The following is a 25515-nucleotide window of genomic DNA, read 5'->3' on the forward strand; positions in this document are numbered from 1 at the left end:
GCAATTCTCCTTAGTTAATGAATATAAGTTCGAAACCGAGCTTATGAACTATTGACCACGCAACTTCTAGCGGAACATTTTTATATACTTTGTAAGAACCTTCAATGATTGGGCACTGACCGATACACGAAGTCAGTGAACGTTCGTATAGTTCGGGTAATGTGTATTCTTTTTTAAGTCGGAGTTGGTGGTTTTTGTAGATAAATATTTTTTGTTTTTCATCTGCAGCCAAATATAATTTTCCAGCATCCCTGTCAACCTTTATTTTTCTTCCATTTTTATCCAAAATACAAATTAATTCACCAAAACGGCTGGTATATTGCTTTAACTTAGATGGGCCGTTATCCGACCATCTCGACCGAATTACATCCCAGAAGGTAACTTTCCAATGATCGCCTATAGGGATTATTTGGTCGTCCCCATTTATAATTATCGATTGCAGAGAAGGAAGACATTTTGCCAAATGATATCCAAAATAGTCTTCACCTAAATTGTACGGAATATTAAGATGCTTGAGAAATGACTCCATTTCTTCCATTGTCTTTGAATACGCATATACAGAAATTGGCTCTCGATCATTGGTTGGGTATGAAAAAAGAATATCTGTTATATTCCCGCCTGACTGTTGCCATTGTTTTATCATCTCCCGTGTTCGTCCGCCGGAAATGCAAACTATTGGCTCAGCACATGGAATAAAGGCAGCTGATGTAGGGATAATCCGCCAATAATATTCATTTGTATCTCCTTGCCTAGCAAATTCTGCAAATCCTAATTGAGATAGTTTTAGCCTTAAATCATAAGCCGTTAAGCGTAGCTTGTCATCGTTAAAACACCAACTGATACCGTTTAAAAAAACATTCCAGTTCCCTTGTTCCCTAAGTGTCAAATACTCTAAAAACAAATCAACATTTCTAAGTTCTAAAGTACCTTTTGAGAATGATACATCCAACAAATCGTACTTTCGTTTTAAATCATATGGTGCTCCGTGTATGTACGAAGGTTTCGATTTTTTTACAGACACACCATCCACAGTTAAGATTACTTGCCCATTTCTCAGTTCAAAACATTCTTTAATATTCTCAAGGTTATTGTAAATATAAGTTCCTGCAATTTTAAGTTCACCATACTCAGCTTGTGTGCTGACAGGTGTAAAATTATCTTTGTCGATATAGTGGACTCTGTCGTTCCTCAGAATAACTGATTTACTCACATTATTTATCGAAAAAGTATATGCTCCAGAGTTGTTTATTCCTATTTCTCTAACATCAATATTGTCAACACCCTCAACGAGACTGAATGCAGGTATATCATTGATACTTACAACAGATCTTATAGGTGAAGATATAGAGAGTAAAGGAGGGGCGTCAAGCAACCATTCCTGATTCCCCACTCTTAGTCCTCCGTAGAATTGCAGAGAAGTTTTTTCATTATTATATTTTATAGATCTATCAAAAAATACAATGTCACGATCAGGGATAAATATGCTGTAAAAACGCCATCCAGTCGGAGTACCAGAATATTTTCGTTCTTTATACTCTAGTTGGTTGTTTTTTATCCATGCGTCTATTGTAATCTTCTTATCATCCAAGAAGAGTAATAAGTGCTCATGACCAGCCTGCAGATCTTGTCTGCTCGCCCATCCTCTTATTCCTAAGTCTTGACCTCTTCTGAAGACGAAGTAATCAGCGCCTTCAAATTTTAATCTAAATTTATTATTGATTGAGTCAAAAAAGAATGATTCATTCAATCTTTCATTATGCAAATATTTTTTGAAAGTGCTGTTTTTAAAGTTAAACCCCTCGACAGTGGAGTCCGACATTTCTTCATCATTTTCACCAAGTAAAATTTCGTCGTTAACCAGCGCGATAAAACTAATATTTACTTTCTGCGCAAGTAAATCTGTCTCTAACGAAACAAACAGTTTTAACTGTTTCAAATAATAGCTTGGTTTTGTCAGCTTAGTGCCGTCTTGTGGCTTGGAGTGACCAGACCACCTAGAATACTCATGGAGAATAGTTTCAGCAATGGCTCTTTTAATCTCGGAGTTATTTCGTGTATATAATCTGGATAATCTCCCAGCCCTGGACGACAAATAAACGTTTAAGTTATCCATCATTTGGTTAATACTAATTTGTAACCCAGGCTTGTACCCTGCCCAATAAAAAAACTCATATAACTGCGCTCTCTCTGTATCTCTCACAAGACACTGAGAACGGGCGTATGATGTATATTTAGTACTAAAATTAAAGATATTAATGTACCCATACTTTCCATTATGGGATTCTTGCCAATCACGCAAATATTCCCATAATTTTTGAAACTTATCAAACTCTCTCGGCATTCCGGTACCACTCATATTAAGAAGTTCCCGGAGGGGATGGTAAAAATTACCTCCACTTATTCCAAGTTCGACATTTGTTCTCATATTAACTGCTGCAAGGACTGTCAATGCTAAGAAAGAGATAAAGGGAGGAATTCCAATTCGCCCCTGGTTATTCCACTTCCTCCCCCAAATAAATGCTTTTTCAAATAGCTCCTCACTGTTATTCGTATACGATCTGACAGAGAGACAAAAATCTTTCATAGCCATATCGTCTGATACACCGATTTTTTTTCCAAGTTTTATAATCAGGTCTTCATTAACATATAAATAAACTACTTTATTAGAATTGTGTGGGCCGAAAAAATGGTCGAACAGAACCTGGTTCCATTTTTTGTATCCTGGGGTCACAATAATCATCCTTTAGATGTATAAAGAGTACTCCCCTATTTTCGACATGAATCCACATAATTCCTTTGACTGACCAACGATTATTTAGTCAATATTGATATATAAAAGGATAGTGAGTGATATGCCCGACGTATTATCTCCGGAACAAAGAAGAAAAAATATGCAAGCCATTAAATCAAAAGAAACAAAACTTGAAATAAAAGTCGCTAAGGCTTTATGGCATCGAGGAATACGGATGAGAAAAAATGTAAAATCTCTTCATGGCAAACCAGATATTTCAATAAAGAAATATCGGATCGTCATTTTTATTGATTCTTGTTTCTGGCATGGCTGTGAACAACACGGACATATCCCGAAAAGCAATGAGGAATATTGGAAAGCAAAAATAGAACGTAATAAAGAAAGAGACCGGATAGTAACAAACCACTACATCGAAAAAAAATGGCATGTATATAGAGTATGGGAACACGAACTAAAGCAAGATTTTGAAACCACAATTAATAATATTGAAACGTTTATTAAAGAAAGAAAAAAATAACCCGAGAACCTCGATGTTATGCTGAAGCATGCCCGAAAGCTGCCGGAATTGCCTGTCCAAGAGTTGACGAATATAATGACCGTGTCTCAGTAAAGGAAAAGGATGCCCCTAGAGCGTGCGCCTGTTGCAGCAATCACCGGAGACATCCCTTCACCACACATATGATCATTGTATGAAACTACGAGCTGGTTGAGAAGATACGCGTTTTTCGTTTGGTGTGCAGTAATTGTCTCTAGTCCCTGTTGTAATGAGAAATTGGCGGTGATCGGAAGTCGAGGCCGAACTTGGCCGGAACTAGTTTCAGCTACAAGTCACGTACTTTCTCGGATGTTTGGAATGTATCAGCATTCACTTCCACTTAGATGTTGTGGGAAGTCGTCCGTTCCTTCACTATCTGCACACCAGAGATTCGGACGTTTCGTCGGACATACTCCTGGATGGCTGGCAAGAACTGTCCGGACGTCGCCAAATTAATTTGTTGGATACATACCCGCTCTGTATTCTTCTCCGCGACCTTCTGAGATTGACTCGTAAAATCGAATTCTATTAGAAGAAGAAGGTAGTACAGATGAAAGATCAATTGGTTCACTCCAGTTAGATAATCCTAAGGACTTGAATCTAATAAAAAACATCTTATTCTTTTGAATAGCATCAAGAATTCGAGAGTTATTAACCTCCCTCGCATTATATTTTTCTCCACATTTTATCAATAATCATTTTAGAGAAGATTGATGTGCGACTTGTTGTATAAATTGTGCAAGGACTCATGCTATAATATTTTATGGTCTGATAGGATCATTTAGAATAAGATAGGAATGTTGATATGGAACTTAAAATATATTCATTTTTTTCAGGCGCTGGGTTTTTAGATCTAGGATTTGAGTACGCTGGGTACAGTATACAATTAGTTAATGAATATGATGCAGCTTTTATGAGTGCATATCAATATGCAAGAGCATTAATTGGATTACGGGAACCACAGCGAGGATATTTTAACTGCGATATTAATTTTTTTTTAAAAGGAAAGGAAAAAGAAGAACTTACGAAAAACATAGAAAACGATAGAAAAAATTCATTAGTTGGCTTTATCGGGGGCCCCCCATGTCCTGATTTTTCAGTAGCTGGAAAAAACGAGGGAATATCCGGAGCTAATGGAAAACTAACAACCAGCTACAAAAAAATTATATTGCAACAAGTTCCTGATTTCTTTTTATTTGAAAACGTAAAGGGGCTCTGGGCAACAAAAAAGCACAGAGAAGAGTATGAGAAGATTAAAAAATCCTTTATTCGAAAAGGATACTTGCTTACTGAAAAGTTGGTAAATTCATTAGAATATGGCGTGCCACAGGAAAGAGAGAGAATCATACTTGTTGGCATACACAGGAATATATGTCGTTTTGAAATAAAAGAAATGAAGCAGATCCTCAAAAATACATTTCATTGGGGTAATAGTGAAAACTATTCTCTTCAAAACATCAAAGCAATACCTTGGCCAAATCAAGATACATTTATCGAGAATGGAAATAGAGAATGCCCAACTGGCATTCTGGAGGAGTTAACAATTGAGCATTGGTTCAAGAAAAATGATGTAAATAACCACGTTAATTCTCAAGATTATTTTACACCTCGACAAGGGAAGGTGAAAATGGAGACATTAAACGAGGGGGATGTTAGCGGAAAATCGTACAAAAGACTTCATCGTTGGAGATACTCCCCAACAGTAGCCTATGGAAACAACGAAGTTCATTTACATCCATATAAAAGTAGGAGAATTAGCGTTGCGGAAGCACTTGCGTTACAATCTTTACCTGCAGAATTCGTAATAAACCCAGAATTAAGTTTGACTGGTAAATTTAAAACCATCGGTAATGGTGTCCCATTCTTGATGAGCAAAGGAATCGCGGAGCAGTTAAAGGTTTTTTTGTTAAACAATATTGATGAAAATAAACTAAGGAATCGATAACTATGATTTATTCATTAGACGAGATCAAAACGGATTTAGGGGTCCTAGATGTAAAGCAGTTCTATATGAAATATATTGTAAAATCATACTATTGGTACTTTAGTCAAATTCTTAATATACCAGAAAGAGAACTACTACCAACTATTGATGAATTTAAAGATATTGTCAGCACAAATATTGGTGTTAGTTTTAATAATGTAATGATGGTTGGTAGTGGAAAAATAGGTTATAGCCTGGCCCCCAAAAAGAATTTTAAATCCTTCGAACGGGATACCGAAAGTAAAAACAAATCAGATATTGATATTGCAATAATATCTCAAGATCTGTTCAAATATTTTTGGGATTTGTATCGGAAATCATATAGTATTAAGTTCGAAAGGACTTACGGTTATATATCTAGAGAAATCTATCGGGGATATATAAATGAAAGAAACTTAAGAGAGATTGACCGTTGCAGAAAAGAGTGGAGTGATCTTTCAACTAATTCAAGTAAACAGTTACGAAGCAAATTGTATTTAAAACATGATATTACTTATAGAATCTATCGCAGTTGGGAAGACTTTGAAGAATATAACTTATTAACAATAAACAGTATGAAAACAAGGGTGGTATAAATGCAGTTTAAATTTTCAAGGAATACATTAACCGTTAAAGAAATTTACGATGATTTTAAAGATCAAAAACTCATCATTGATAATTCTTATCAAAGAAGAAAAGTATGGATGACCAAAGATAACGTTCGTCTAATTGAAACGATACTCCTTAACTGGATTATCCCTGAAATCTTTCTGTGGCCGGCCGACATAAATCCAGATACTGGGAATACCATAACGCACATCGTTGATGGTCAACAACGAATAAACGCTATTATAGACTTTATTTCTGGAGAATATAAACTTCAAGAACGGTATCTTTTGACTCCAGTAAAAGATCGAATAGAGTTTACAAATATGACCTTTTCAGAACTATCCCCTGAATTAAAGAAGCATATTTGGATGTATAGTATGTCTATCGTGAACATTGACAGGAATTGTACAATCGATGATATAAAGAGGATGTTTTACAGGTTAAACTTGACCGATTATAGTCTAAATGAACAGGAAAAGAGAAATAGCTTAGATAATGATTTTGGAAATACGTCTAAAGAACTTGCAAATGATGAGTTTTGGGAAAAGCATAAAGTCTTTAGTGCGTCAGATGTGCGACGAATGAAAGATGTCGAATATTGTAGCGGTATTATTATTTTAGCAAGAGAAGGAATTGTGGATCAAACAACTAGCAAAAAAATAAATGAAACTTATGATGATTTGAAGTTCGATTATCCTGATAAGAAAGAAAATATTCAGCTTATCTCAGAAGCAATGGATATTATAGATAAATTCACTAATAACGATACGTTTTCTTTTATTTCAAAGAAATCACAAATGTATACGATGTTTAGTGTAAGTATTGATTTATTGGAAAATAAAATAAAAGTCACTAATGAAATGACCGAAAAATTTTCTTTATTTGTTAGGATATACAACAAATTTAAAAATGAATTGGACTTGTTTATTAATGACACTCATTGCACACAGGTTTATGAAGGCATAAAAAAATATAAATTAGCATCATCGGAAGGAATAAATAAACTTGGCAATAGAGTCATTAGATTTGAAATAATTAAAAAATATTGCGTTGAGAGTGATCGTAAAATTTATGATGCATTGATTAAATTAGAAGAAAAGATCAATGATTTTTCTCCTACAATTATTCATGAAGTTGATCATGAAGAAGTTGATAACGATGATGAATTGCACTGAGAATGCTGTGATTCTGTTACATTTGGATAGTAACCACTAGTGGAGAAGACACTCGTCTTCTCTACTTTATTTTGTATTTGATTTTCAAGGTACTTTTTCTAGCTTACTAATTTCAGATGGAACATAATTAAATTTTCCTTTAAAATAGAACACCAGTTCGATATAATAGTTTTAAGACAACAATTGTAAAGAACCTTACTTCTCTATACTCTAAATTTGATGAAGGTTAGGAGAGGACGAAATGTATTCATTAGAAATTTGCGCTGGAGCAGGGGGACAAGCCCTTGGATTAGAACTTGCTGGATTTGAGCATGTTGGGCTTGTCGAGATTGAACCCCCTGCTTGTGATACTTTGCGATTAAATAGGCCAAAATGGAATATTCTCGAAGGTGATTTGCGAAACTTTTCCGGGAAAGATTATAAAGGAATAGATCTTCTTGCAGGAGGGGTACCATGCCCCCCATTCTCTAAAGCAGGTAAACAACTTGGCGAGGAAGATGAACGAGACCTGTTCCCAGAAGCCATTAGACTTGTTGGTGAAATACGCCCCAAAGCAATCTTGCTTGAAAATGTTCGTGGGATGCTCGATTCAGTCTTTGATGAGTACAGAAAGCAAATAATTGATTCCTTAACAAAGTTAGGATATACAGCGGAATGGAGACTTCTGAATGCTTCTGACTTTGGCGTTTCCCAACTGCGTCCTAGAGTCATCTTTGTTGCTATCAGAAACGACTTAGCAATAAATTATCGTTGGCCACAACCACACGAAAATAGACCACCTACTGTCGGTGAGGTCTTATATGATTTAATGTCAGAACGTGGTTGGAAAATTGCCCATCGATGGAAGGATTGGGCTAACGATATTGCTCCAACAATAGTAGGTGGTTCTAAAAAACATGGAGGACCAGATTTAGGGCCAACTCGTGCTAAACGTGCTTGGGCTAGTCTTGGAGTAGATGGTAAAGGAATCGCAGATGAAGCACCTGAGGATAAATTTATTGGGTTGCCACGACTAACCAATAGAATGGTTGCAAGAATACAAGGCTTTCCAGATGACTGGCTCTTTTCTGGCAAGAAAACAGCACAGTACCGTCAAATAGGAAACGCATTCCCACCACCTGTAGCACAAGCAGTTGGGTTAGAAATTATGAAATGCCTTATGGAAAACACACGTAGCAATATTAGAAAAGCACATGGCTAAACACAAACAGTCTCCGTTAATAATGATGGGGGCTGTTTTTCATTTTCCAAATCAAGTGCTTGTCATGTTACACTCTAAGAAAAAACTAGGAGTGTAATATATGACTGTTTATGAATCTATGCCAGAAGATGTTGAATTGCTAAGGGTTAAACAACATTTATTAAGTATTAGTGGGTTCGAATCAAAGGTAGCTGCTGCAATACGACACGCAATAGATGAGGTTATTTCAGGTCGATATACTGGAAGATTCTCGATCGACCAGATTGATAAAACTGAAAAAACATACATTGGAACAAAAGTACAACACATGATTCAACATCACTTAAATTTACCCTACGGAAAAAAGCTAGATACAGTCATTGCCGGAATCGATGTGGATATTAAATTTACAATCGGAAAAAACTGGACTATACCATTAGAAGCTGTCGATGAGTTATGCTTATTAGTTTCTGCACAAGACGAAAAATCAACATTTCAAGTAGGATTAATTCGTACCACAAGCAATGTGTTAAATATGGGAAAGAATCGTGACGGTAAAAGAACAATTAATCAAAGCGGACGAAAGAAAATTAACTGGTTGATTGAAGAAGGGGCCTTACCAAGAAATGTTCTATTATCGATACCTTCTGAAAAAATTGAGAAAATTTTTGCCAATAAATCAGGACAGGATAGAATCAACGAGTTGTTTAGGCTGTGTCCTGAAATCGTCTTTAACAGTGCTGCAATAGAATCCGTTGCTTCGCAAAAAGACTCATCAAAACGAGTTCGTGATGCTCGCCGGGCTCTAGAAAAAGAAGGAATTATGATTTATTCCGGTTATGATAATGAACAGATTACGCTTCATGGGCTAAATCCAATTAAAAAAGAAGAGTTTATTTCGATATACAGCCTAACAAAGATGACTTAGTTTGGCAGTCTTATTTTGAAAACAGAGCTCAGCCCCTTACTTTGACTTCTTTTGTTCTTACTCTTTCTTGGCTAGTCGTCATTTGATTACCTCCGGGCGGTCCGCCAGCGGAAATACAACAACAAATCCGTTCCATGCATAATCGATTGGTGCGTCCACAACCGCATCTGTCCCGGACGCGGCGACGGCATCTCCATCTTGTTCACCCATCCGCCCGGACCGGACTGCTCTCCATGATGCAGAAGTTCGGGGAGATTGACCGCACCACACTTAAATTCAAACTCCAACCCCGGTCCGCAAGCGGCTCTTCCTCAACAACAGGAGAAATCGACGCGAATTGTGGATACGAGTCGTAAGAAAGAAATCCAACACACGATCGGCCAGCTCATGGCTGTCCAGATGCCCGAACAATCCGTTCGTCGTGATCCATTGATTCGCTGAAGCATGCTTTCGGATAATATCCGCCTGCAGCTGAGCGAACGAAATCGTGTTACCCGATATAAAACGTTTCTCATCAATCGCCTGGTGCGGGTTCGGGCTGTCCGACACGGTCGGGCGCAGCAGGTGAACCTGCTCCCAATCGGTGTAAGTTTGGTTCCAGAACACGGTTCCCCAAACCCGGTTCAGCTCGTCCAAGCTGCCGTACCGCCGCTTCAGCCATTCGCAGAACGCGCGGTGGTCGGCCTCAGAATAAAACACGCTGATCTCGCAGTTGAACTCGTTGTCGATTTGCCACCCGATCACCGCGGGATGGCTGCCGTACCGCTCGGCCATCTTCTCCACCACGCGCCCACACAGCTCACGGTACTTAGGACTGCTATAGTTGTAATGTCGGCGCCCGCCATGCTGAAACACGGTCCCTTCCAGAGCGAGATTCAGCACCACGAGATATTAGGACGACAAGACAACCAAGCCGGCGGCGTCGGTGTGCCCAAGATGACCTTCAAACCGTGCTTATGCGCCAAATCCAATACGCGACCCCAGAAGTCGAACCGGAACACTCCCTCCTCCAGCTCGAACAACGACCACGCGAACTCGGCGACGCGAATTACGAAGAACCGCAGCTCCCGCATTCTGCGGAAATCGTCCTCCCACCGACTCCGGCCAATGCTCCGGATAATAGCAAACCCTAGTTGAATCTCCTTTTGCTGAATCGACTTGCGGCGACGACCAAACATGGAACGCACTCCCTTTTTTCAATAATGTCACTTACTTTCGTGTTTGGCGGACGCATATCCTGCATTGACAAAAAAGGAAGCGCAAAGGATCGAAATCGTCCTTTACGCTTCCCCTGCGGGGCCTCCCGTGAAACGGGGGAGCCTCCCTCAACCGATTAATACCATTACCACCAATTGCCGCCCGCCTCTTTAAGCTGTTTCGTCTCATCGATTTTTTCGCACCGGACATGTATGGGGGGTTCATCCACTTTTATAGGTTGCTTACATCAAAGTGCAAGAGTGAAGCCTTAGCTTACTACTGGCCGCCTGAAACCTCATACATATTCATCAAATCCTTATTCAGCGCAAAAGTCACCTTTTCTTCTATCGAGGCCAATATCTCTTCGGAAGATTTATCAATAGCATACTGGGCTTCATTGATCTCTTTGTCCCAAATCTCCTCCGCCCGCCGGTCAAGCGGCGTTACCCAGCGCCCGGCCAACTTGCCGTACCAGTGCTTGCCCTTCAGGCTGTCGCGATAGCCAGCCTCCTCTCCCATGGAGTGCACGATATAAGACCACGCCGCCAGCTTGTTCTTGGCGTTCTTCGGCACCATGAAGGAAGCCCCGCCTTGCGTGGAGAACTGGCCCAACGGAAGACGCGTCATCTGCCAATGACCCGCCTGCTCCGGATCCCATTGCTGCAACAAGTTTCGAGCCCATTCGCCTAGATAAATCATAACGATCTCGTCATCGACAATCGCTTTCTTCCCATTCTCATCCCATATATTTAAGTTTCTAGCGAGCCCTGATTCCGTTATTTCCTTGGCAATATCCATAGCCGCGACCATCGACTCATTATTCCGGACAAAGCTCCCATCCCTGCCAAAATACCCGAAGCTATTGGATACCACATACACCGGATCCGATTGATAGCTGAATATCCAATGGTTATGCGCGTGAAGAACCTTAGCCATCTCCAGCCAGCTCTGCGAATCCTCCAGGTAGCGTGCGAGCGCCTCCGGTTCCGAAGGGAAGCCGTACTTCTCGAGGATGTCCGCACGATAAAACGTAAAGTTCAACGGAACGTCCTTCGGGATCGCGATCAGCTTCTTGCCGTCCAGCGACCGGTACGGCTCCAGGTGCAGCTCAGGAAACCACGATTGCATGGACGAAGCCCCACTATACAGCGCTCCGCCCAAATCCTCGAATATATCCATATCGTTGATCTCCCGGATTCGGCCGTTGTCGACAATGAGCAGGTCGGGTGGCGAATCCGACATCAACCCGTCAAGGAAATCGCCGTCCGCTTTAATCCATTCTACGGTGATGTCCGGATTCGCCTTGCGGAAGGAATCGACAATCTCAGTCTGTTCGTCAAAGAAAGCCTGGATGCGCAGATGCTTATTATCGCCGCCTTTTTCGCCGCCGTCGGCGCGAAGCGTACCGGCCTCCGAAGCAGTACCATCGACCGACGCCCACCGCGCCGCCTTACAACCGGTCAGAGCAAGCGCCAAAACAAGCACCAAAACTATCCTTAAGATGAGACACACTCCGCTCAACCTCAAACTCAAGCTCCATCTCATGGGCGCTCCCCTCCGAAGCTCAATATTTTCACCGTCTCCCGCTGCAGCAGCTCCGTGAATTGATCGCCCGGCATCGGTTTGCCATGAAAGTATCCCTGCTGATAGTCGCATTGCAAGCTTGCGAGAATGTCCATCTCCGCTTGACCTTCCACACCTTCGCCGATGACGCTCCAACCGCGAATATGGGCCAAGGCTACGACGGTCTGCACAATCGCAAGATGATCCGTATCCTCCGCGATCCCCCGGACGAAGGACCGGTCAATCTTAAAGCCGTTCACCGGGAGCTTCTTCAGCATGCTTAGAGACGAATAGCCTGTGCCGAAATCATCGATCCACACACGCACACCTTGCCCCCGGAGACGGTTTAGCTCCTCGATGATGATGTCCGCATTCTTCACGAACACTTCCTCGGTGATCTCCAGATCGAGCGAATCCGCGGGCAGCCCCGTTTCTTCCAAAACTTCTTCCACATACTCGGCAACCTTATGATGGCTTAGCTGCGTGGGCGACAGATTAACGGCTACCCGCAGCGGGCCGAGCCCTGCGTCCAGCCACCTTTTATTTTGCCGGCACGCCTCGCGGATGACCCACTCCCCTATGCTACCGATCAGGCCGCATCTTTCGGCTATCGGAATAAACTTTAGAGGCGGGACCCAACCCAGTGTCGGGTGATCCCAACGAAGAAGCGCTTCGGCCCCGATAATTGTATTGCTGCGGGTATCCACGATCGGTTGATAAAATAAAGCGAGCCCGCCTCTCTCCACCGCTTTGCGCAGCTCGAATTCGATGGCCATTGCTTCTGACAGTGTTCCCGATTGCTGCTCGCAATGGTATCGGTATGCGTTGCCGCCCTCCTGCTTGGCGACGTACATGGCCGCGTCCGCATTTTTCACTGCTTCTTCAGCCGTTGATCCGTCTTTCGGCGCAAGTGCGATCCCGATGCTTGCCGCTGCGAACAGCTCGTGGCCGTCTACGAGGAACGCCTCGTTCAGCCCTTGCAGCACGTCTTCGGCCAGCCGTCCCGCTTCCCCCGCATTCGTCCCGGATACGACAATGACAAACTCGTCACCGCCGAGGCGCGCGATGAACGCTCTTTCTCCAACGATGTCCGAAAGTTTAGCCGCCGCTTGCCGCAGCAGCCGATCCCCGATTCCATGGCCCAACGTATCGTTAATTTGCTTGAACCGGTCCAAATCAATGAACATAACAGCCGTAATATCGGGACCAGCTTCACTTCGATTCATCACATCATCCAAATACTCGTTGAAATGTCTCCGGTTCGGCAGGCCGGTGAGTGTGTCGTAATACGCCAGTTGTCTGGATTCTTGCAGCATCCTGCTCAGCTTCTCGGTAACGGAGCGAAAGTTATGTATGAGCGTCTGAATTTCCGCAATGTTGGAGTGCAGCCAGTCAATCCGCCTTCCTTCCCTGATTTTCGCCGGTACATCCGTGGTCATGGCCGCGAGCTTCGCGATGGACAGCAGAACGGACCGGTGCAGGAAGAAAGTAAAGATTCCAATAATCGAAACCGTATACAGCACGTTCACCGATTGGGAGAGATAGTATAAGGCGATCTCCCGTTCATACCGATCGGTCGCGAGCTTCAAATACAAGGTGAACGGCTCGAGATTTACCTGCTCGATAAACCACGTGCTCTTCCATTTCATCCCGGGAATGTCCACCGCCGACGTTCGATGATGCACATACTGAAGCGATGGAGACAAAACGGTCCCGTTCCCCTCCGTCACATCGGGAAACTCGATCTTCCGCCCGTTGAAATCAAACTGCTTGATCAGGTCCCCTTGTTTGCCGTACAGCACCGCATGATCCGCCAGCGTTAGAGAGGTGGCCTCTACTGCTTGCCGGAAATGTCCCAATTGCAGCGCGCTGCGCAGTTCAAGCGCCCGAACCTGCTCCGGCGATAACGATTGATACGACCGGCGCAGCGCCTCCGACAGCTCCGCCGATTGATTCGCCATTTCGTTAAGCACATTTCGTTCGACGCTCTCCCCGGTGTTCAGCATAAACAGGAACGATGAGCCGATCATGCCGAACAGCATGAGTTGGCGCAGCACTTGCGACAGCCGTATCACTTTCGTTTTCCTTGCACCGTCAAGCGGCCGTTTCCGGAATATGGACAAATACGCGGCGCAAGCATCCGCGATCATCGCATTAAACAAGCAGTTTATGAGCAAAAGGATCGCAAAAATCCAAAGCCCCGGGTCAATCGCGCCGTTGTGCAAATAGTAGATGAGAAAAATGATCGGAAATCCCAACAGCACCCAGAACAGCAAATCCGGCAGCAGGAGACGCCTGGAACCAAAGCTTCGGAACAGCGCCGTTACCGACAAAATCTCCAGAAGTATAATCGCATTCATAATGAGCGTTTCCGGACGTGCGGACACCGCCGCAGCCTGCACAAGCAATACCTGCAGCACGGCCGGTCTCCAGCCGTATATTCGTAACGTAATCAAGAAGAACAGGCCGGCAAAATGCGACTGCATCCCCAACCCAAGTCCCAATGGACGAATGTCGCAAACAAATGCGGCAGCTCCCAACATGATATAAAGTAGTGATGTAAACGCTTTATATTTCTTTATCGGAATCTGCGTTGTCATGGAAAGCGCCCCCGTTGTGCGGAATGAGAGTTTTATCATAGTCCTAAAGTCCCATGCATATATGATACTTCGACACGCATCGACAAGTTCCTCCCATCTCACCGAAACAAAAAAGAGAGCTCCAACGCTTCGATTGAAGCGCGGAGCCCGTTGAAGCTAATCTTGGCTGGCGAACAGCCGGTTGCTGAACATTCTTGGTATTCGTTAATCCAGTGAATATGTAACTCCGCTTGATCGGGGCTTCGTGAAACCGTTGTCCCGCTATACCCGAGCCTCAGAAACACAGCTGTTTGATCCCGGCGATTTGTGCGAGTTATTGTTTCTGAACGAACGGGAGAATGAGAGAACGCTTTTCCGACGGAACTGTCCTCATCAACCGGTCAATACCATTGCCACCAATTGCCGCCCGCCTCTTTAAGCTGTTTCGTCTCGTCGATCTTCTTGTTCATATCTTCTTCAACCAACCGCAGCGCCGTCGGAGTATCTTTGGACTCCTCAAAAATGTATCTGTTGAATGCAGTCCACGTGTCCGGATTGATAAACGTCAAGCCCGGTTTGCGCGATTTGGGCACGGCAGGCTTCAGGGCGAAAATATTTTGAACGTCCTTGCCTTGCAATTCCGGCACATTTTGTCCGAATGCCTTCTGCACCGCTTCGCTGTTCAACGGACCGATGAGGGCGTCCTTGGACCTGGCGATCTGCACCTCTTCGGAAAGAAGATACGCGATCACCTGGAAGGCCAAATCCTTCTTGTTGGATTGTTTTGTAACGAACAAGGCGTTTACGTTGGGCATATATTTCGAATTCGGCGCCTTCCGGAAATACGGGAACGGTGCCGAAAGCGAAATTCAAGTCCGGATATTCGCGCGACCACTTCGTAATATTTTCGATCGTATCGACCGACATCGCCATTCGTCCTTGGGGGAAGTGCGACGTCGAGGTGAACTGGTTCCCGTCGATTTCATAGAAACGTCTCATGTTGTTTACAATTTTCACCCAAGTATCCGTCGTGTAAGATGCCTTGTCTTCGTTCGGGTCCAACACCGGCTCGCCAAGCTGGTTATAGTAGGAATAATGGCTCGGATGCTGCTGATAGCCTTTGTACGTCGCATCTCCATCCTGGCGGGTCATTTTCTTCGTCAGCTCGTAAGCCTCGTCATACGTCATGCCGAGTTTCGGATAATCTTCGCCGAACTTGTCGAAGATGTCCTTGTTGTAGACAAGGGCGAATTCGTCCATTTCGAACGGCAGCGAGTAAATCTTCCCGCCCGACGCCGATTGAACGAGCGTCATTGTTCCCGGATCGAGCCGGCTCGTATCGAAATTGTATTTTTTGATCAAGTCGGACATGTCGTATTCCATCTGAAACTTCTCAATCATTCTGTGCGTGTTGCGGTGCACTTCTTCCAACACAATGTCGGGAAGCGTGCCCTTGGCGATCAGATCCTCGTATCTTGTGCCGTCGTTCCAGTGGACATGTTTAATCTTAATATTAGGAAACTTCTTCCTGATGTGCTGCCCGATCAGTCTTTCAAAATTTTCTTCTTCCTCGTAAATTTTGTTCATCGCCGTGTAAAAAAACAATTCGTCCTCCGGCGTGCCGTTCACCGTTGTGCCGACCTCGCTGTCGGGTTCATTGCCGGTACCGGCGGTTACGGAAGTTTCTTCTCCCGAGGCGCCGGTTTGTGCCGCTTTGCTTCCTCCGAAACATCCGGCTGGGCCGATGAATGCCACAACAATCACCAGCGTGATGAGTGCAAACTTTTTCATAATTTATTAACCCCCCCCCGAACCTCAGAAAACACAGTTTGTCATCCCGAATCGGTTTGAATTATCTCTCCCATTTTCTAAACCCCGCATCGGTATGAGTCATCATCTCCATTTTCTGATTGAACGGGAGAGTGGCAGAACACTTTTTTGAGAACCATAGGTCATCCTCAGTTTCATAAAGAAAATCGCCCTCCACCTTGCCAAGAAGGCAAGCTGAAGGGCGATTGCAAAGCAGCCGCGGCCAGTTGTTCGGGCTAAGTTTAAGCTATAATCGCTTCGATCTTATCTATGATTTCCTGGGACAGCTCAATGTCCGAGGCTTTAGCGTTTTCTTCGATTTGCTGCGGACGGCTGGCTCCGACCAGAGCGCTAGCCACGTTCGGCTTGCGCAAAACCCAAGCGAGCGCGAGCTGGCCGACCGTAACATTCAATTCGCCGGCGATCGCAGACAGCTGATTTACTTTAGATATTTTTTCTTCAGAAATACCTTTGCGCATCCCCTCAATCTTTGCCGCGCGGCTGTCTTCCGGAATATCAGCTGCAGACTTGTACTTCCCTGTCAATAAACCTTGTGCGAGCGGCGAGAAAACGACTTGTCCGATACCTTTTTGCTCCCCGAACGGAATGATTTCCTTCTCGATATATCGGTTGAACATATTGTATACCGGCTGATTAACGACAATGCGGTCAAGAAGATATTTGTCCGCAATAGCCAGCGCTTCAGCCATTTGTGCCGCTGTCCATTCGCTGACCCCCGCATACAGAATCTTGCCTTGAGTCACCAGGTCGTCGATCGTGTGCAGCGTTTCCTCGACCGGTGTTTCGGGGTCGTAACGGTGGCAATAATAAATATCCACGTAATCCGTTCCTAATCTGTTCAAGCTGGCATGCAGCTGCTCAAACACGTGCTTGCGGGACAATCCTCGATCATTCGGGCCGTCGCCCATCTTCCCAAACACCTTCGTTGCCAACACGCAGGAGTCGCGGGGGTAATTCTTCAATGCCTCCCCCATCACCTTTTCAGCTGCACCACGCTCGTAAACGTTCGCCGTATCGAAAAAATTGATGCCTAGTTCATACGCTTTGTGTATGGCATTCAACGCATTTTCTTGCTCAACATATCCGCCGTAAGTAAGCCAGCTCCCTAAACTAATTTCACTAACTTTCAAACCGCTTCCGCCTAATTTCCGGTATTTCATGTCTTCTCCCTCCATTTTTAGTTTTTTGTAGCAGTTTCCACAAATGTGGGCGGGCATGACTGTACGCCCCTGCGTGAGCTGCGCCTGCTTCCCAGAGATCACCCCCCGAGGAAAAACGCTTTCAGTTTGCTTGTTTCATTATAAAATAAAGCTTTTCTTTCGAGAAGGAGTGAAAAATAGTTTACTTAATGTACAATCATTATCTAGTTACCTAAACTTAAGTAGGCTGAACGGGAGAGGGGGAGAACACATTTTGAAACAAAGAGTTCGCTTATTTAATTATCAAGAAATATATTAACGGGATACATAGCACGAGAAGCGGAACGGGGATCTCCTTCGTTTTCCCGGCGATAATTTTTGTAATGACGTAGGCTAAAAATCGCGTTGGCAATGGCATCCCGGATCCCAATAAGCGTTAATATCAGAAACAAGACGCCGGATATAAAGACCATCCCTAATCCGGTTTGCCACGTTGCCATTCCTCCGGCAACAATCGTAAAAGCAAAGAACGCATTGCTTCCCATACCCGGCGCCAAAGCAAACGGTCTCTTTGCATAAAGCCCCATAAATATCGTAAAAATCGCCGCTACTAAAATCGTCGAGACCATTACGGCCCCTACCGGCATTCCGGAAGCTTGAATAATGTTGGGATTAACGATAATTATATAAGCCATTGTAATAAAGGTAGTTAATCCGGCAATCGCTTCCGTACGAACATTCGTATTAAATTGTTTTAATTTAAATGTTCGTTCCAGCCAACCTCCCGTCTGCGAAGCCGCTATTTCAGGCGGGCGATCCAAATGTACTTTAATATTTAACACCTTTTAAGGAACAGACGGTAAAGTCGCACAATAAAAAGGAGCGTCCCTTGCAAGATGAGGGTTTCAACGGGTCAGTGCCCTTAAAACCCATCATGGCAAGGAGGACGCTCTTAACTTTGAAGTTTAAACGAATTCAACCCTTCACCGACCCTGCGGTCAACCCGCGGATGAAGCTCTTCGACCCGACAGCGAACAATATCAACACCGGAAGCGTGCCGATCGTCAACCCGAGAATTTGAGCGGCCAAGTCGGTGCGGTACGCCCGGCCCAACGAGGTGATCCCGAGCGGAATCGTGAACAAATCCGGATTGTTGATAATAATCAACGGCAGCAGGTAGTTGTTCCAGGACCATAAGAATACGAGCAGCGACAGCGTCGTAATCGCCGGATATATGAACGACAGCACGATCTGGAAGAAGATCCCGATGTCGGAGCAGCCGTCGATTCTCGCGCTTTCCAGCACCTCGGTCGGAATCGCGCCCTTCATGAACTGCGTCATCCAATACACGCCGAACGCGTTTGCCACGAACGGCAGCACGAGCGGTAGCAGCGTGCCCGACAGCCCCAAGTACCGCATCTCGATGACGTACGCGACGAGCCCGAGCTGGCCGGGGATCATCATCGTGAGCAGGATACCGGCGAATATTTTATTTTTGTACTTAAATTCGTGCTTGGCGAACGCATATCCCGCGAAGGCGCTGACGAACACCGAAGCGACGGTGCTCGTGACGGAGACGATGATGCTGTTCATGTACGCGAGATCGAACCGGCTTTCGGACACCGTTTTCAAATTTTCAAGTAAATAATTGCCGGGGGTGAGCACGATCTTGGTGAACAGATCCTCGTTCTGGTGAGTGCCCATAATGATCATGATATAAAAAGGTAACAGCGCGAACACAGACAGCAATGCGATCGAGCCGGTGGCGAGTAAGGTGCGCAGCGTGTTGGTTTTCATATTCATTCCGTCTGATCCCCCCTGTACATCCGCACCCCGAGGAACGAGAAGACGGCGATGATGACGCACAGCCCGTACGCGATCGCGGCGCCGAGACCGTAGCGAGTCGTGCTGCCGAAGGCGGTGTCGTACATGTTCCACACGGTCGTCAGACAGCAGCGATCGGGTCCGCCGATGACCGCGATGCTCGAGCCTTGGCCGCTTCCGCCGAGCAGCAGCATCGGTTCCTCGAGCAGCTGAAAGCCGCCGATGATGCCCGTAATGACGATGAACGCCGTAACCGGCTTGAGCAGCGGAAGCGTAATCGAGAAGAACACCTTCATCGCCGACGCCCCGTCCACTTCAGCCGCTTCGTGCAAATCCTTCGGAATGTTCGCGAGCCCCGCCAAGTAGAAGATCATGGTGTAGCCGAATCCTTTCCAAAAGAGCATCACAATAATGACCATCCGGGCGTATCCCGCTTCGCCGAGCCAATAGATGCCTTCCTCGACCAAGCCGAAATGCAGCAGCACCTTGTTTACGAACCCCGCCTGCCAGTCGAACAGCAGGTTGAACATGAGCCCGACCGCCACCGGCGTGACGATATAAGGCAGGAAATTGATCAGCTGGAAAAATGCCCTCCACTTCACCCACCGGCTGTACAGCAGCGACGCCAGCAGCAGCCCGAGCGCGATTTGGAGCGGCAGCGTGATGACGGTGAAGAACAGCGTGTTGCCGACCGATTGGAAAAAGTAGGAGTCGGAATTGAACAGAAATTTGTAATTTTCGAGGCCGACGAACGTCTTCTCGCCGATGCCGTCCCAGCTCGTCAAGCTGACATAGAATGAAAACACGATCGGGACGAGGCCGAACGCCAAGTAAAACAGCAGATAGGGGGATAGGAAGAAGTACGGCACCCATTTTCGTTTGGCAGTGATCATAAGATGGTTCACGCTCCTTTGCTTCGGTTTTACCTTCGCGGACAACCTTCGGTTGCCTCGTTGCTTCGCTGTTACCTTCGCGGACAACCTTCGGTTGCCTCCTTCGGAAAATAAAGAGCGGCCCGAAACCGCAGCCGCTCCCGCCAATCCAGCCCCGCTTACTCTACGGTAATGTTCGGCGCTTTCGCTTTCAATTCTTGCTTCACCCGGTCCATCGCTTCGTCGACGCCGAACGATTCGTCCTTCGCCAACGTCTGGATGACGATGCTCATCACTTCGTTCAACAGGAGGTCGTTAACGTTCTCTGTCACCGTCTTCGTCGATGCGGATATGTCGACGAAATATTTCTCGCCGATATCTTGCTCGCCAAAGTTCTCCCAATGCCACTGCGTGAACGCCGAATCGTCGTAAGCCGGCTTATAGTGCGTAAATACGCCGTCTTTCTTTTGCGCTTCCGCGCCTTCCTGCGTCATCGAGGTGAACTCGATCCACTTCCACGCGAGCTCGCCGTTCTTCGCGCCCTTCGGGATGCCGTGGGAGGAGCCGCCGAATATGAACCCTCCCTCGGGAGCGACCATCAAGCCCCACCGGGGCGGGTTCTTGTCGTTCGGTCCGATGACGTACTGCGGCATCCAAATCGGACATACGGCGAAGATGTATTTCTCCGAGCCGAAAGCGGCGTTCCAAGCTGGCGTCCACTGGTCCAGCTTGTCGACGACGCCGGAGTCGCGGAAGTTGACGAGGTCCGTGATGACCGATTTCAATACGTCCGTATTGAGCTTATCTCCGTCAAAGTACGGTCCCGGGCGCTGATTTTTGATGAAGGAATGAACGTCTCCGAGGCCCGGCAGCATTTTCACTTTGCCTCCGCTCTTCGCAACGACTTCTTTGCCTTTCTCGATGAACGACTCCCAATCCGGGAACATCGCTTCCAGCTCTTCCGGGTTGTCCGTGCCTAAATATTCTTTCGCCAGCGGTTTAATGAACGCCATCCCGGACAGGCTCATATCGTCCGGAATCGCAACGAGTTTCCCGTCTACGGTGAACGCATTGACGTCGTAATCGAACAGCAGCGATGAATCCGCAACATAAGGCGGCTCGTCCAACGGTTGAAGGATGTCCATATCGAAAATTTTCGCCTTTTGCCCCGCTTCGATCCGGATGACGTCCGGCAGCTCGCCGCCCGAAGCGATCGTCGTCTGCAGCTTCTTCGTCACGTCTCCGGCGGACACGTTGACGACCTTCATCTTAATGTCGGGATACTTCTCGTTAAATGCGGCCAATGCGGTAGGATGCTCGGGTTCCCAAGTCCAAAGCACGAACTCGCCTTTCAGATCCTTCCCGGAGCTTCCCGACGTTCCTTCGCTGCCGGCCGCCGGTTCCGTGCCGGCATCCTGCGAAGCGCCTCCGGCTCCGCCGCCGCCTCCTCCGCATGCGGACAGCAATCCGAGCAGCAGCGTCAAAGACACGGCAAGAGCAATTCGTTGTATGGCTTTGCGTCCAATCATCATTCGAGAGCCTCCCTTATCGTTCGATAAATTGTATCCGCTTCCAATGTTACCGTTTAGGAAATGTAAGCGTAAACATAGCATTTCTACACTTTTGGTCGCATTTCTGCAATCCCGTTGCCGGCCGCTTTCCGCTGTGAGATATAATCGTAGTACAATCCTGCGCATCGAGGTGGACAAGTCACATGAGAGTCGTACTGGTCGACGATGAGCGAATCGCCATTGAGCATATCAAGCATCTCATTCCATGGGAACGTCACGGCTTTGAAATTGCGGCTGCCGCCACGAACGGCAAGAGCGCGCTCCGCTTATGCGAGGAGCTGCGCCCTCAAATCATGATGATCGACATCCGGATGCCCGCCATGGACGGCCTCGAGCTGATCCGGGCAATTAATGAGAAGGATCTGGGTGCAAAATGCATCGTTATGAGCGCATACGAGGATTTCCACTACGCCCGGCAGGCGATATCGCTGGGCAATGTCATCAGCTATTTGGTCAAGCATGAAGTGGACCCGGACAAGCTGCTGCGCGAGCTGAACAAGGCTCGGGCGGCGTGGGAAGCGGACGAACGGCAGAGAAGACGGGAGCGGAACGAGCGGCTTAAGGAGATCGTAATGGATGCGGATCGCCGGAACGATTGGCCTGAACGGACCCGCAGGCCCGAGCTGCCTGACCGGAACTACCGACCGGACCGGACCGATCTGCTGCCTGTCGGCATGAAGCCGCCCTTCGCGCTCGTGCTGATTCAGCGGGACACCCCGTTCTCCCCGATCCCTCCGACCGCCGCCGGTCCCGCAATCGCCGCCCCATGGAACGGCGAGGATATGAAGCTTTATTGCGAGCACCGCGCGGAATGGCTGCTGCTCGGTGAGTTCCCGGTCGACGTCAGCCAATATGCCGCCGTGTTTACACCGAAGAACAAAGCTGCCGCTTTCATGGGGGACACGTTTTGGTCTCTGCTCTCCGGCATCCAATCCCATCTGCGGCAAAAGCACGCCAATACCTATTCCATCTTTTATACTTTGCACGTTGATGAAGCTTCATCGCTTGCTTCCGCCTTCCGCCGGGTTATTGCGGCCGCCGGTTATTCAGTATTCTTCGGCCGTGAGGCGGTCGTGTGCGCGGACGATATTCTGGCTGCGATCCCCGAGCCGAACTCCTTCTCTTCCCGCACAGGCCGCTTCGAAGCTTTAATCGAAAGCTTGGACGGGAAACGCCGCGACGAAATCGAGAACTCTATCATCCGATTATTCGACAGCGTCCTCCAGCCTTGCTGGGATATTCGAGGGTTATATGAGCTCGTTAGTGCACTGACCGGCTTGCTGAATGAAAGGCGTACGATGAAGGGGATGACTGCGGTGGATCCTTTGGACAAGAATGAATGTTGCCCGGCTTACCATGTCGATGAAATCAGGGAACGGTTCGTTGATCTGTATTGCGGTCTATGCGCGGGAGATCATGTGCCGGACCGGCTTTCATCGAAGCTGCTCCATGCGCTCCGGTTCATCCATGAGCACTTCGATGAGGAGATCGGCATCGAGGACGCGGCGTTTGCGACCGGGATCAGCGCCTCGTATCTTCATCAATTGTTCAAGAGAGAGCTCGGCCGCACCTTCCTGGATTATTTAACCGAGACCCGCATTCATCAGGCGAAAAAAATTTTGCGGCGGGAGCACATTAAGATGACCGAAGTCGCGGCGCGCGTCGGCTATCGTTCTCCGCAGCACTTCAGCCAAGTGTTCAAGAGAATGACCGGCGTCCTTCCGCATCAATACAGGGACGGAGCCTTCCCGTCATGAGAAGCTTGCGCACCGTCATACTGCGCCGGATTTGGATCGTTGCGGCCGTGAGCTTCTTGCTGTCCGCCGGCTTCACTTACTATTACTATCAAACGATTCTGGTGCGCCAATTGATAGAAGACGACGAAGCGAAGCTCCGGCAAACCGCCAGGCAGCTGCAATATATGTTCGACGACATCGTCAAATTCTCTTCTACGCTCATCATTTCCGATCGGCTGCAGACGTTCTATAAAGATTTCGACAAAGCGGATACGTTCGGCAAGTTTGCCTTGCTCGACGACACGATTAGTTATGTCAACGATAATAGAGGGTTGCGCAAGGAGGTGCGGAGCTTTACGTTTGTGCTGCGGAGCGGGGAAGTGTTTTGGAGCGAGGCGAGATTTGACGATTATTTTAAAGTAATTATGAAAGAGCCGTGGTATACGGAGTATGCCGGATCCGGCCATACTTACATGTTCACGGAGCCGCACATGATGATTCCTAACGGCAACACATCCAAGAAGAGCAAAACGATCAGCCTGATCGTGAAGATCAGGGATATCCAATCGCCGGGACGCGAAATCGGGGAGCTTATCCTGAATCTGGATTATGCCGCCTTCGAAGCTTTCTTGGATCTGGGGAGCGCGGATTTCGACGGATTTCTATGGACGGATGATGAGGGGCGCGTGCTGTACGAGAGGGGAGGAATGGCGAGTGCCGGCGATGCTAGCGCTGGCGGCGGCGGCCTGACGAAGGAGCGGATTGAGGGCACCAACTGGAGCCTCGCGGCATTCACCGGCTGGCGGACGATGATGGAACGCGGGAAGATCGTCATCTACTTGCTTGCCGTCTTCTCGCTGACAAGCACGGCGCTCATCCTGCTGCTGATGATGCCGGCGATATTCCGGATTACGAAGCCGATCATGCAGCTTTACCACGCAACGAACGCCGTTTCGAACGGCAATCTGCAAGCGTCGGTGTCGATACATACCGGAGACGAGCTCGAGAAGCTGGGCCAAGGCTTCAACCGGATGATCGAGCAGCTTCGACTTCATCTGGAGGAGTCGATCCGGCATGAGCAGGAGAAACGCGAGATGGAATTGGAGCTGCTTCTGTCCCAGTTGAACCCCCACTTCGTGTACAACACGTTAAACGCGGTCATCTATATGGCGCAAAGAAAAGGTGACCGCGACATCGTTCGCATGGTCGGCTCGTTCATCCGCGTGCTGCAGGATGCCGCCAAGCTCGGCGGCGGGCAGGCGTTGGTTCCGCTGGAAGGCGAAATCCGCCTGCTCAAGGACTACGTCGTCGTTCAGTCGTACCGGTATACGGATATGTTCGATTTCGAGTGGCATATCGATCCCGCCGCGCTGGACTGCCTGGTTCCCCGCTATTTGATCCAGCCTTTCATCGAGAACGCGATATTCCACGGAATTTGCCCGAAGGATGCGAGAGGTACGGTAAAAATCTGCGCGGCGGCGTCAGGCGGGATGCTTCACGTTACGGTGGAGGACGACGGAGTCGGCATGGAAAGCGGGCAGCTTGCAAAAATATGGGACAAACCGGACAGCGGCTATGGAGGCGGCGACGCTGCCGGCGGCGGCGGCAAAAGCTCGAGCTTGCGGCGAATCGGCTTGTCCAACACGAAGAAGAGGCTAGAGCACTTATTCGGGGGACAATCGGCCATCCGCATCGACAGCGCCCCGGGCGCGGGCACGAAGGTTCACATCGAGCTGCCCGCCCTGTCCGGCGCCGCCGCCAGTACAACCTAGAGCGGCGCCGGCGCGGCGCAGCGGAAAATCTTTACCGTTGCAAGCGATCGGATCACCGTTTGCAACCCCCGTCGAAAAAATCGTTCGCTCACTATCCCCTAGCCTCAGAAGATAGCACACTTCGTTACTCCGAGTCGGTTTGAGTTATCGCCTCATTTTCTAACCCGAATCGGTATGAGTCACCGCCTCTATTTTCTGATTGAAAGGGAGAGTGGGAGAACACTTTTTCAGACCTATAGGCCCGCCTCGGTTTCACTTCGGCACAACGTGGTTCATCCGTGAACCACCGT

Annotated in this window: 20 protein-coding genes; 8 read left to right on the plus strand and 12 right to left on the minus strand. The window is 47.1% G+C overall.

Going from position 1 to position 25515, the window contains the following annotated elements; genetic code table 11:
* Positions 1 to 10 precede the first annotated feature (10 nt).
* A complete protein-coding gene (locus JET16_RS20610) occupies positions 11 to 2731 on the minus strand; it encodes a hypothetical protein (protein WP_199619861.1) in 2721 nt (906 codons plus the stop codon).
* 121 nt (positions 2732 to 2852) lie between these two features.
* Here JET16_RS20610 and JET16_RS20615 point away from each other — a divergent pair, with 121 nt between their 5' ends.
* The 6 genes from JET16_RS20615 (at position 2853) to JET16_RS20640 (ending at position 9142) form a co-directional block, all read left to right on the plus strand.
* Positions 2853 to 3269, plus strand: coding sequence for a very short patch repair endonuclease (locus JET16_RS20615; RefSeq protein WP_199619863.1), 417 nt, complete (start codon positions 2853 to 2855; stop codon positions 3267 to 3269).
* An 823-nt stretch (positions 3270 to 4092) separates the two neighbouring features.
* A complete protein-coding gene (locus JET16_RS20620) occupies positions 4093 to 5232 on the plus strand; it encodes a DNA cytosine methyltransferase (RefSeq protein ID WP_199619866.1) in 1140 nt (379 codons plus the stop codon).
* A 2-nt stretch (positions 5233 to 5234) separates the two neighbouring features.
* Entirely contained in the window at positions 5235 to 5846 is a 612-nt protein-coding gene (locus tag JET16_RS20625) for a hypothetical protein (RefSeq protein ID WP_199619868.1), read from the plus strand.
* Positions 5847 to 7034 carry a DUF262 domain-containing protein gene (locus JET16_RS20630; protein ID WP_199619875.1) on the plus strand — a complete coding sequence of 396 codons (1188 nt, stop codon included), beginning with the start codon at positions 5847 to 5849 and terminating at the stop codon, positions 7032 to 7034.
* Between the two features lie 241 nt (positions 7035 to 7275).
* Entirely contained in the window at positions 7276 to 8235 is a 960-nt protein-coding gene (locus JET16_RS20635) for a DNA cytosine methyltransferase (protein WP_199619876.1), read from the plus strand.
* 100 nt (positions 8236 to 8335) lie between these two features.
* A complete protein-coding gene (locus tag JET16_RS20640) occupies positions 8336 to 9142 on the plus strand; it encodes a NaeI family type II restriction endonuclease (RefSeq protein ID WP_199619877.1) in 807 nt (268 codons plus the stop codon).
* 86 nt (positions 9143 to 9228) lie between these two features.
* Here JET16_RS20640 and JET16_RS30920 read toward each other — a convergent pair whose 3' ends face one another.
* The 11 genes from JET16_RS30920 to JET16_RS20685 form a co-directional block, all read right to left on the minus strand.
* Positions 9229 to 9339, minus strand: coding sequence for a beta-galactosidase (locus JET16_RS30920; protein ID WP_325176745.1), 111 nt, complete (start codon positions 9337 to 9339; stop codon positions 9229 to 9231).
* Positions 9340 to 9418: 79 nt separating this feature from the next.
* Positions 9419 to 10027 carry a beta-galactosidase gene (locus tag JET16_RS30925; protein ID WP_325176743.1) on the minus strand — a complete coding sequence of 203 codons (609 nt, stop codon included), beginning with the start codon at positions 10025 to 10027 and terminating at the stop codon, positions 9419 to 9421.
* Positions 10018 to 10320, minus strand: coding sequence for a beta-galactosidase (locus JET16_RS30930; protein ID WP_325176744.1), 303 nt, complete (start codon positions 10318 to 10320; stop codon positions 10018 to 10020). Before JET16_RS30930 ends, JET16_RS30925 begins: the two co-directional genes overlap by 10 nt.
* Positions 10321 to 10615: 295 nt before the next feature.
* Positions 10616 to 11884: an ABC transporter substrate-binding protein gene (locus JET16_RS20650; RefSeq protein ID WP_233531973.1), complete on the minus strand. Its 1269-nt coding sequence runs from the start codon at positions 11882 to 11884 to the stop codon at positions 10616 to 10618.
* A complete protein-coding gene (locus tag JET16_RS20655; protein ID WP_199619879.1) occupies positions 11881 to 14502 on the minus strand; it encodes a putative bifunctional diguanylate cyclase/phosphodiesterase in 2622 nt (873 codons plus the stop codon). The genes JET16_RS20650 and JET16_RS20655 overlap by 4 nt, the downstream gene beginning before the upstream one ends.
* Positions 14503 to 14997: 495 nt before the next feature.
* Positions 14998 to 16272, minus strand: a complete 1275-nt coding sequence (locus JET16_RS20660) for an ABC transporter substrate-binding protein (protein WP_199619880.1) — start codon at positions 16270 to 16272, stop codon at positions 14998 to 15000.
* Between the two features lie 260 nt (positions 16273 to 16532).
* The gene (locus tag JET16_RS20665; protein WP_199619881.1) at positions 16533 to 17471 is read right to left on the minus strand and encodes an aldo/keto reductase family protein; all 939 of its coding nucleotides are present in this window, start codon (positions 17469 to 17471) and stop codon (positions 16533 to 16535) included.
* Between the two features lie 275 nt (positions 17472 to 17746).
* The gene (locus JET16_RS20670) at positions 17747 to 18292 is read right to left on the minus strand and encodes a solute carrier family 23 protein (RefSeq protein ID WP_199619882.1); all 546 of its coding nucleotides are present in this window, start codon (positions 18290 to 18292) and stop codon (positions 17747 to 17749) included.
* A 133-nt stretch (positions 18293 to 18425) separates the two neighbouring features.
* Positions 18426 to 19253 carry a carbohydrate ABC transporter permease gene (locus JET16_RS20675; protein WP_233531974.1) on the minus strand — a complete coding sequence of 276 codons (828 nt, stop codon included), beginning with the start codon at positions 19251 to 19253 and terminating at the stop codon, positions 18426 to 18428.
* Positions 19250 to 20254 carry a carbohydrate ABC transporter permease gene (locus JET16_RS20680; RefSeq protein ID WP_233531976.1) on the minus strand — a complete coding sequence of 335 codons (1005 nt, stop codon included), beginning with the start codon at positions 20252 to 20254 and terminating at the stop codon, positions 19250 to 19252. Before JET16_RS20680 ends, JET16_RS20675 begins: the two co-directional genes overlap by 4 nt.
* A 71-nt stretch (positions 20255 to 20325) precedes the next feature.
* Entirely contained in the window at positions 20326 to 21678 is a 1353-nt protein-coding gene (locus JET16_RS20685; RefSeq protein WP_233531978.1) for an ABC transporter substrate-binding protein, read from the minus strand.
* A gap of 182 nt (positions 21679 to 21860) precedes the next feature.
* On the opposite strand from JET16_RS20685, the gene JET16_RS20690 reads away from it, so the two are divergent.
* Together JET16_RS20690 and JET16_RS20695 are read left to right on the plus strand one after the other, a co-directional pair.
* Entirely contained in the window at positions 21861 to 23474 is a 1614-nt protein-coding gene (locus tag JET16_RS20690) for a response regulator transcription factor (protein ID WP_199619883.1), read from the plus strand.
* Complete coding sequence (locus tag JET16_RS20695) at positions 23471 to 25225, plus strand: sensor histidine kinase (RefSeq protein WP_199619885.1); 1755 nt, start codon at positions 23471 to 23473, stop codon at positions 25223 to 25225. The genes JET16_RS20690 and JET16_RS20695 overlap by 4 nt, the downstream gene beginning before the upstream one ends.
* Positions 25226 to 25515 lie beyond the last annotated feature (290 nt).

It is taken from the genome of Paenibacillus alkalitolerans, assembly GCF_016482785.1.
GTDB classification, from domain to species: domain Bacteria; phylum Bacillota; class Bacilli; order Paenibacillales; family YIM-B00363; genus Paenibacillus_AE; species Paenibacillus_AE alkalitolerans.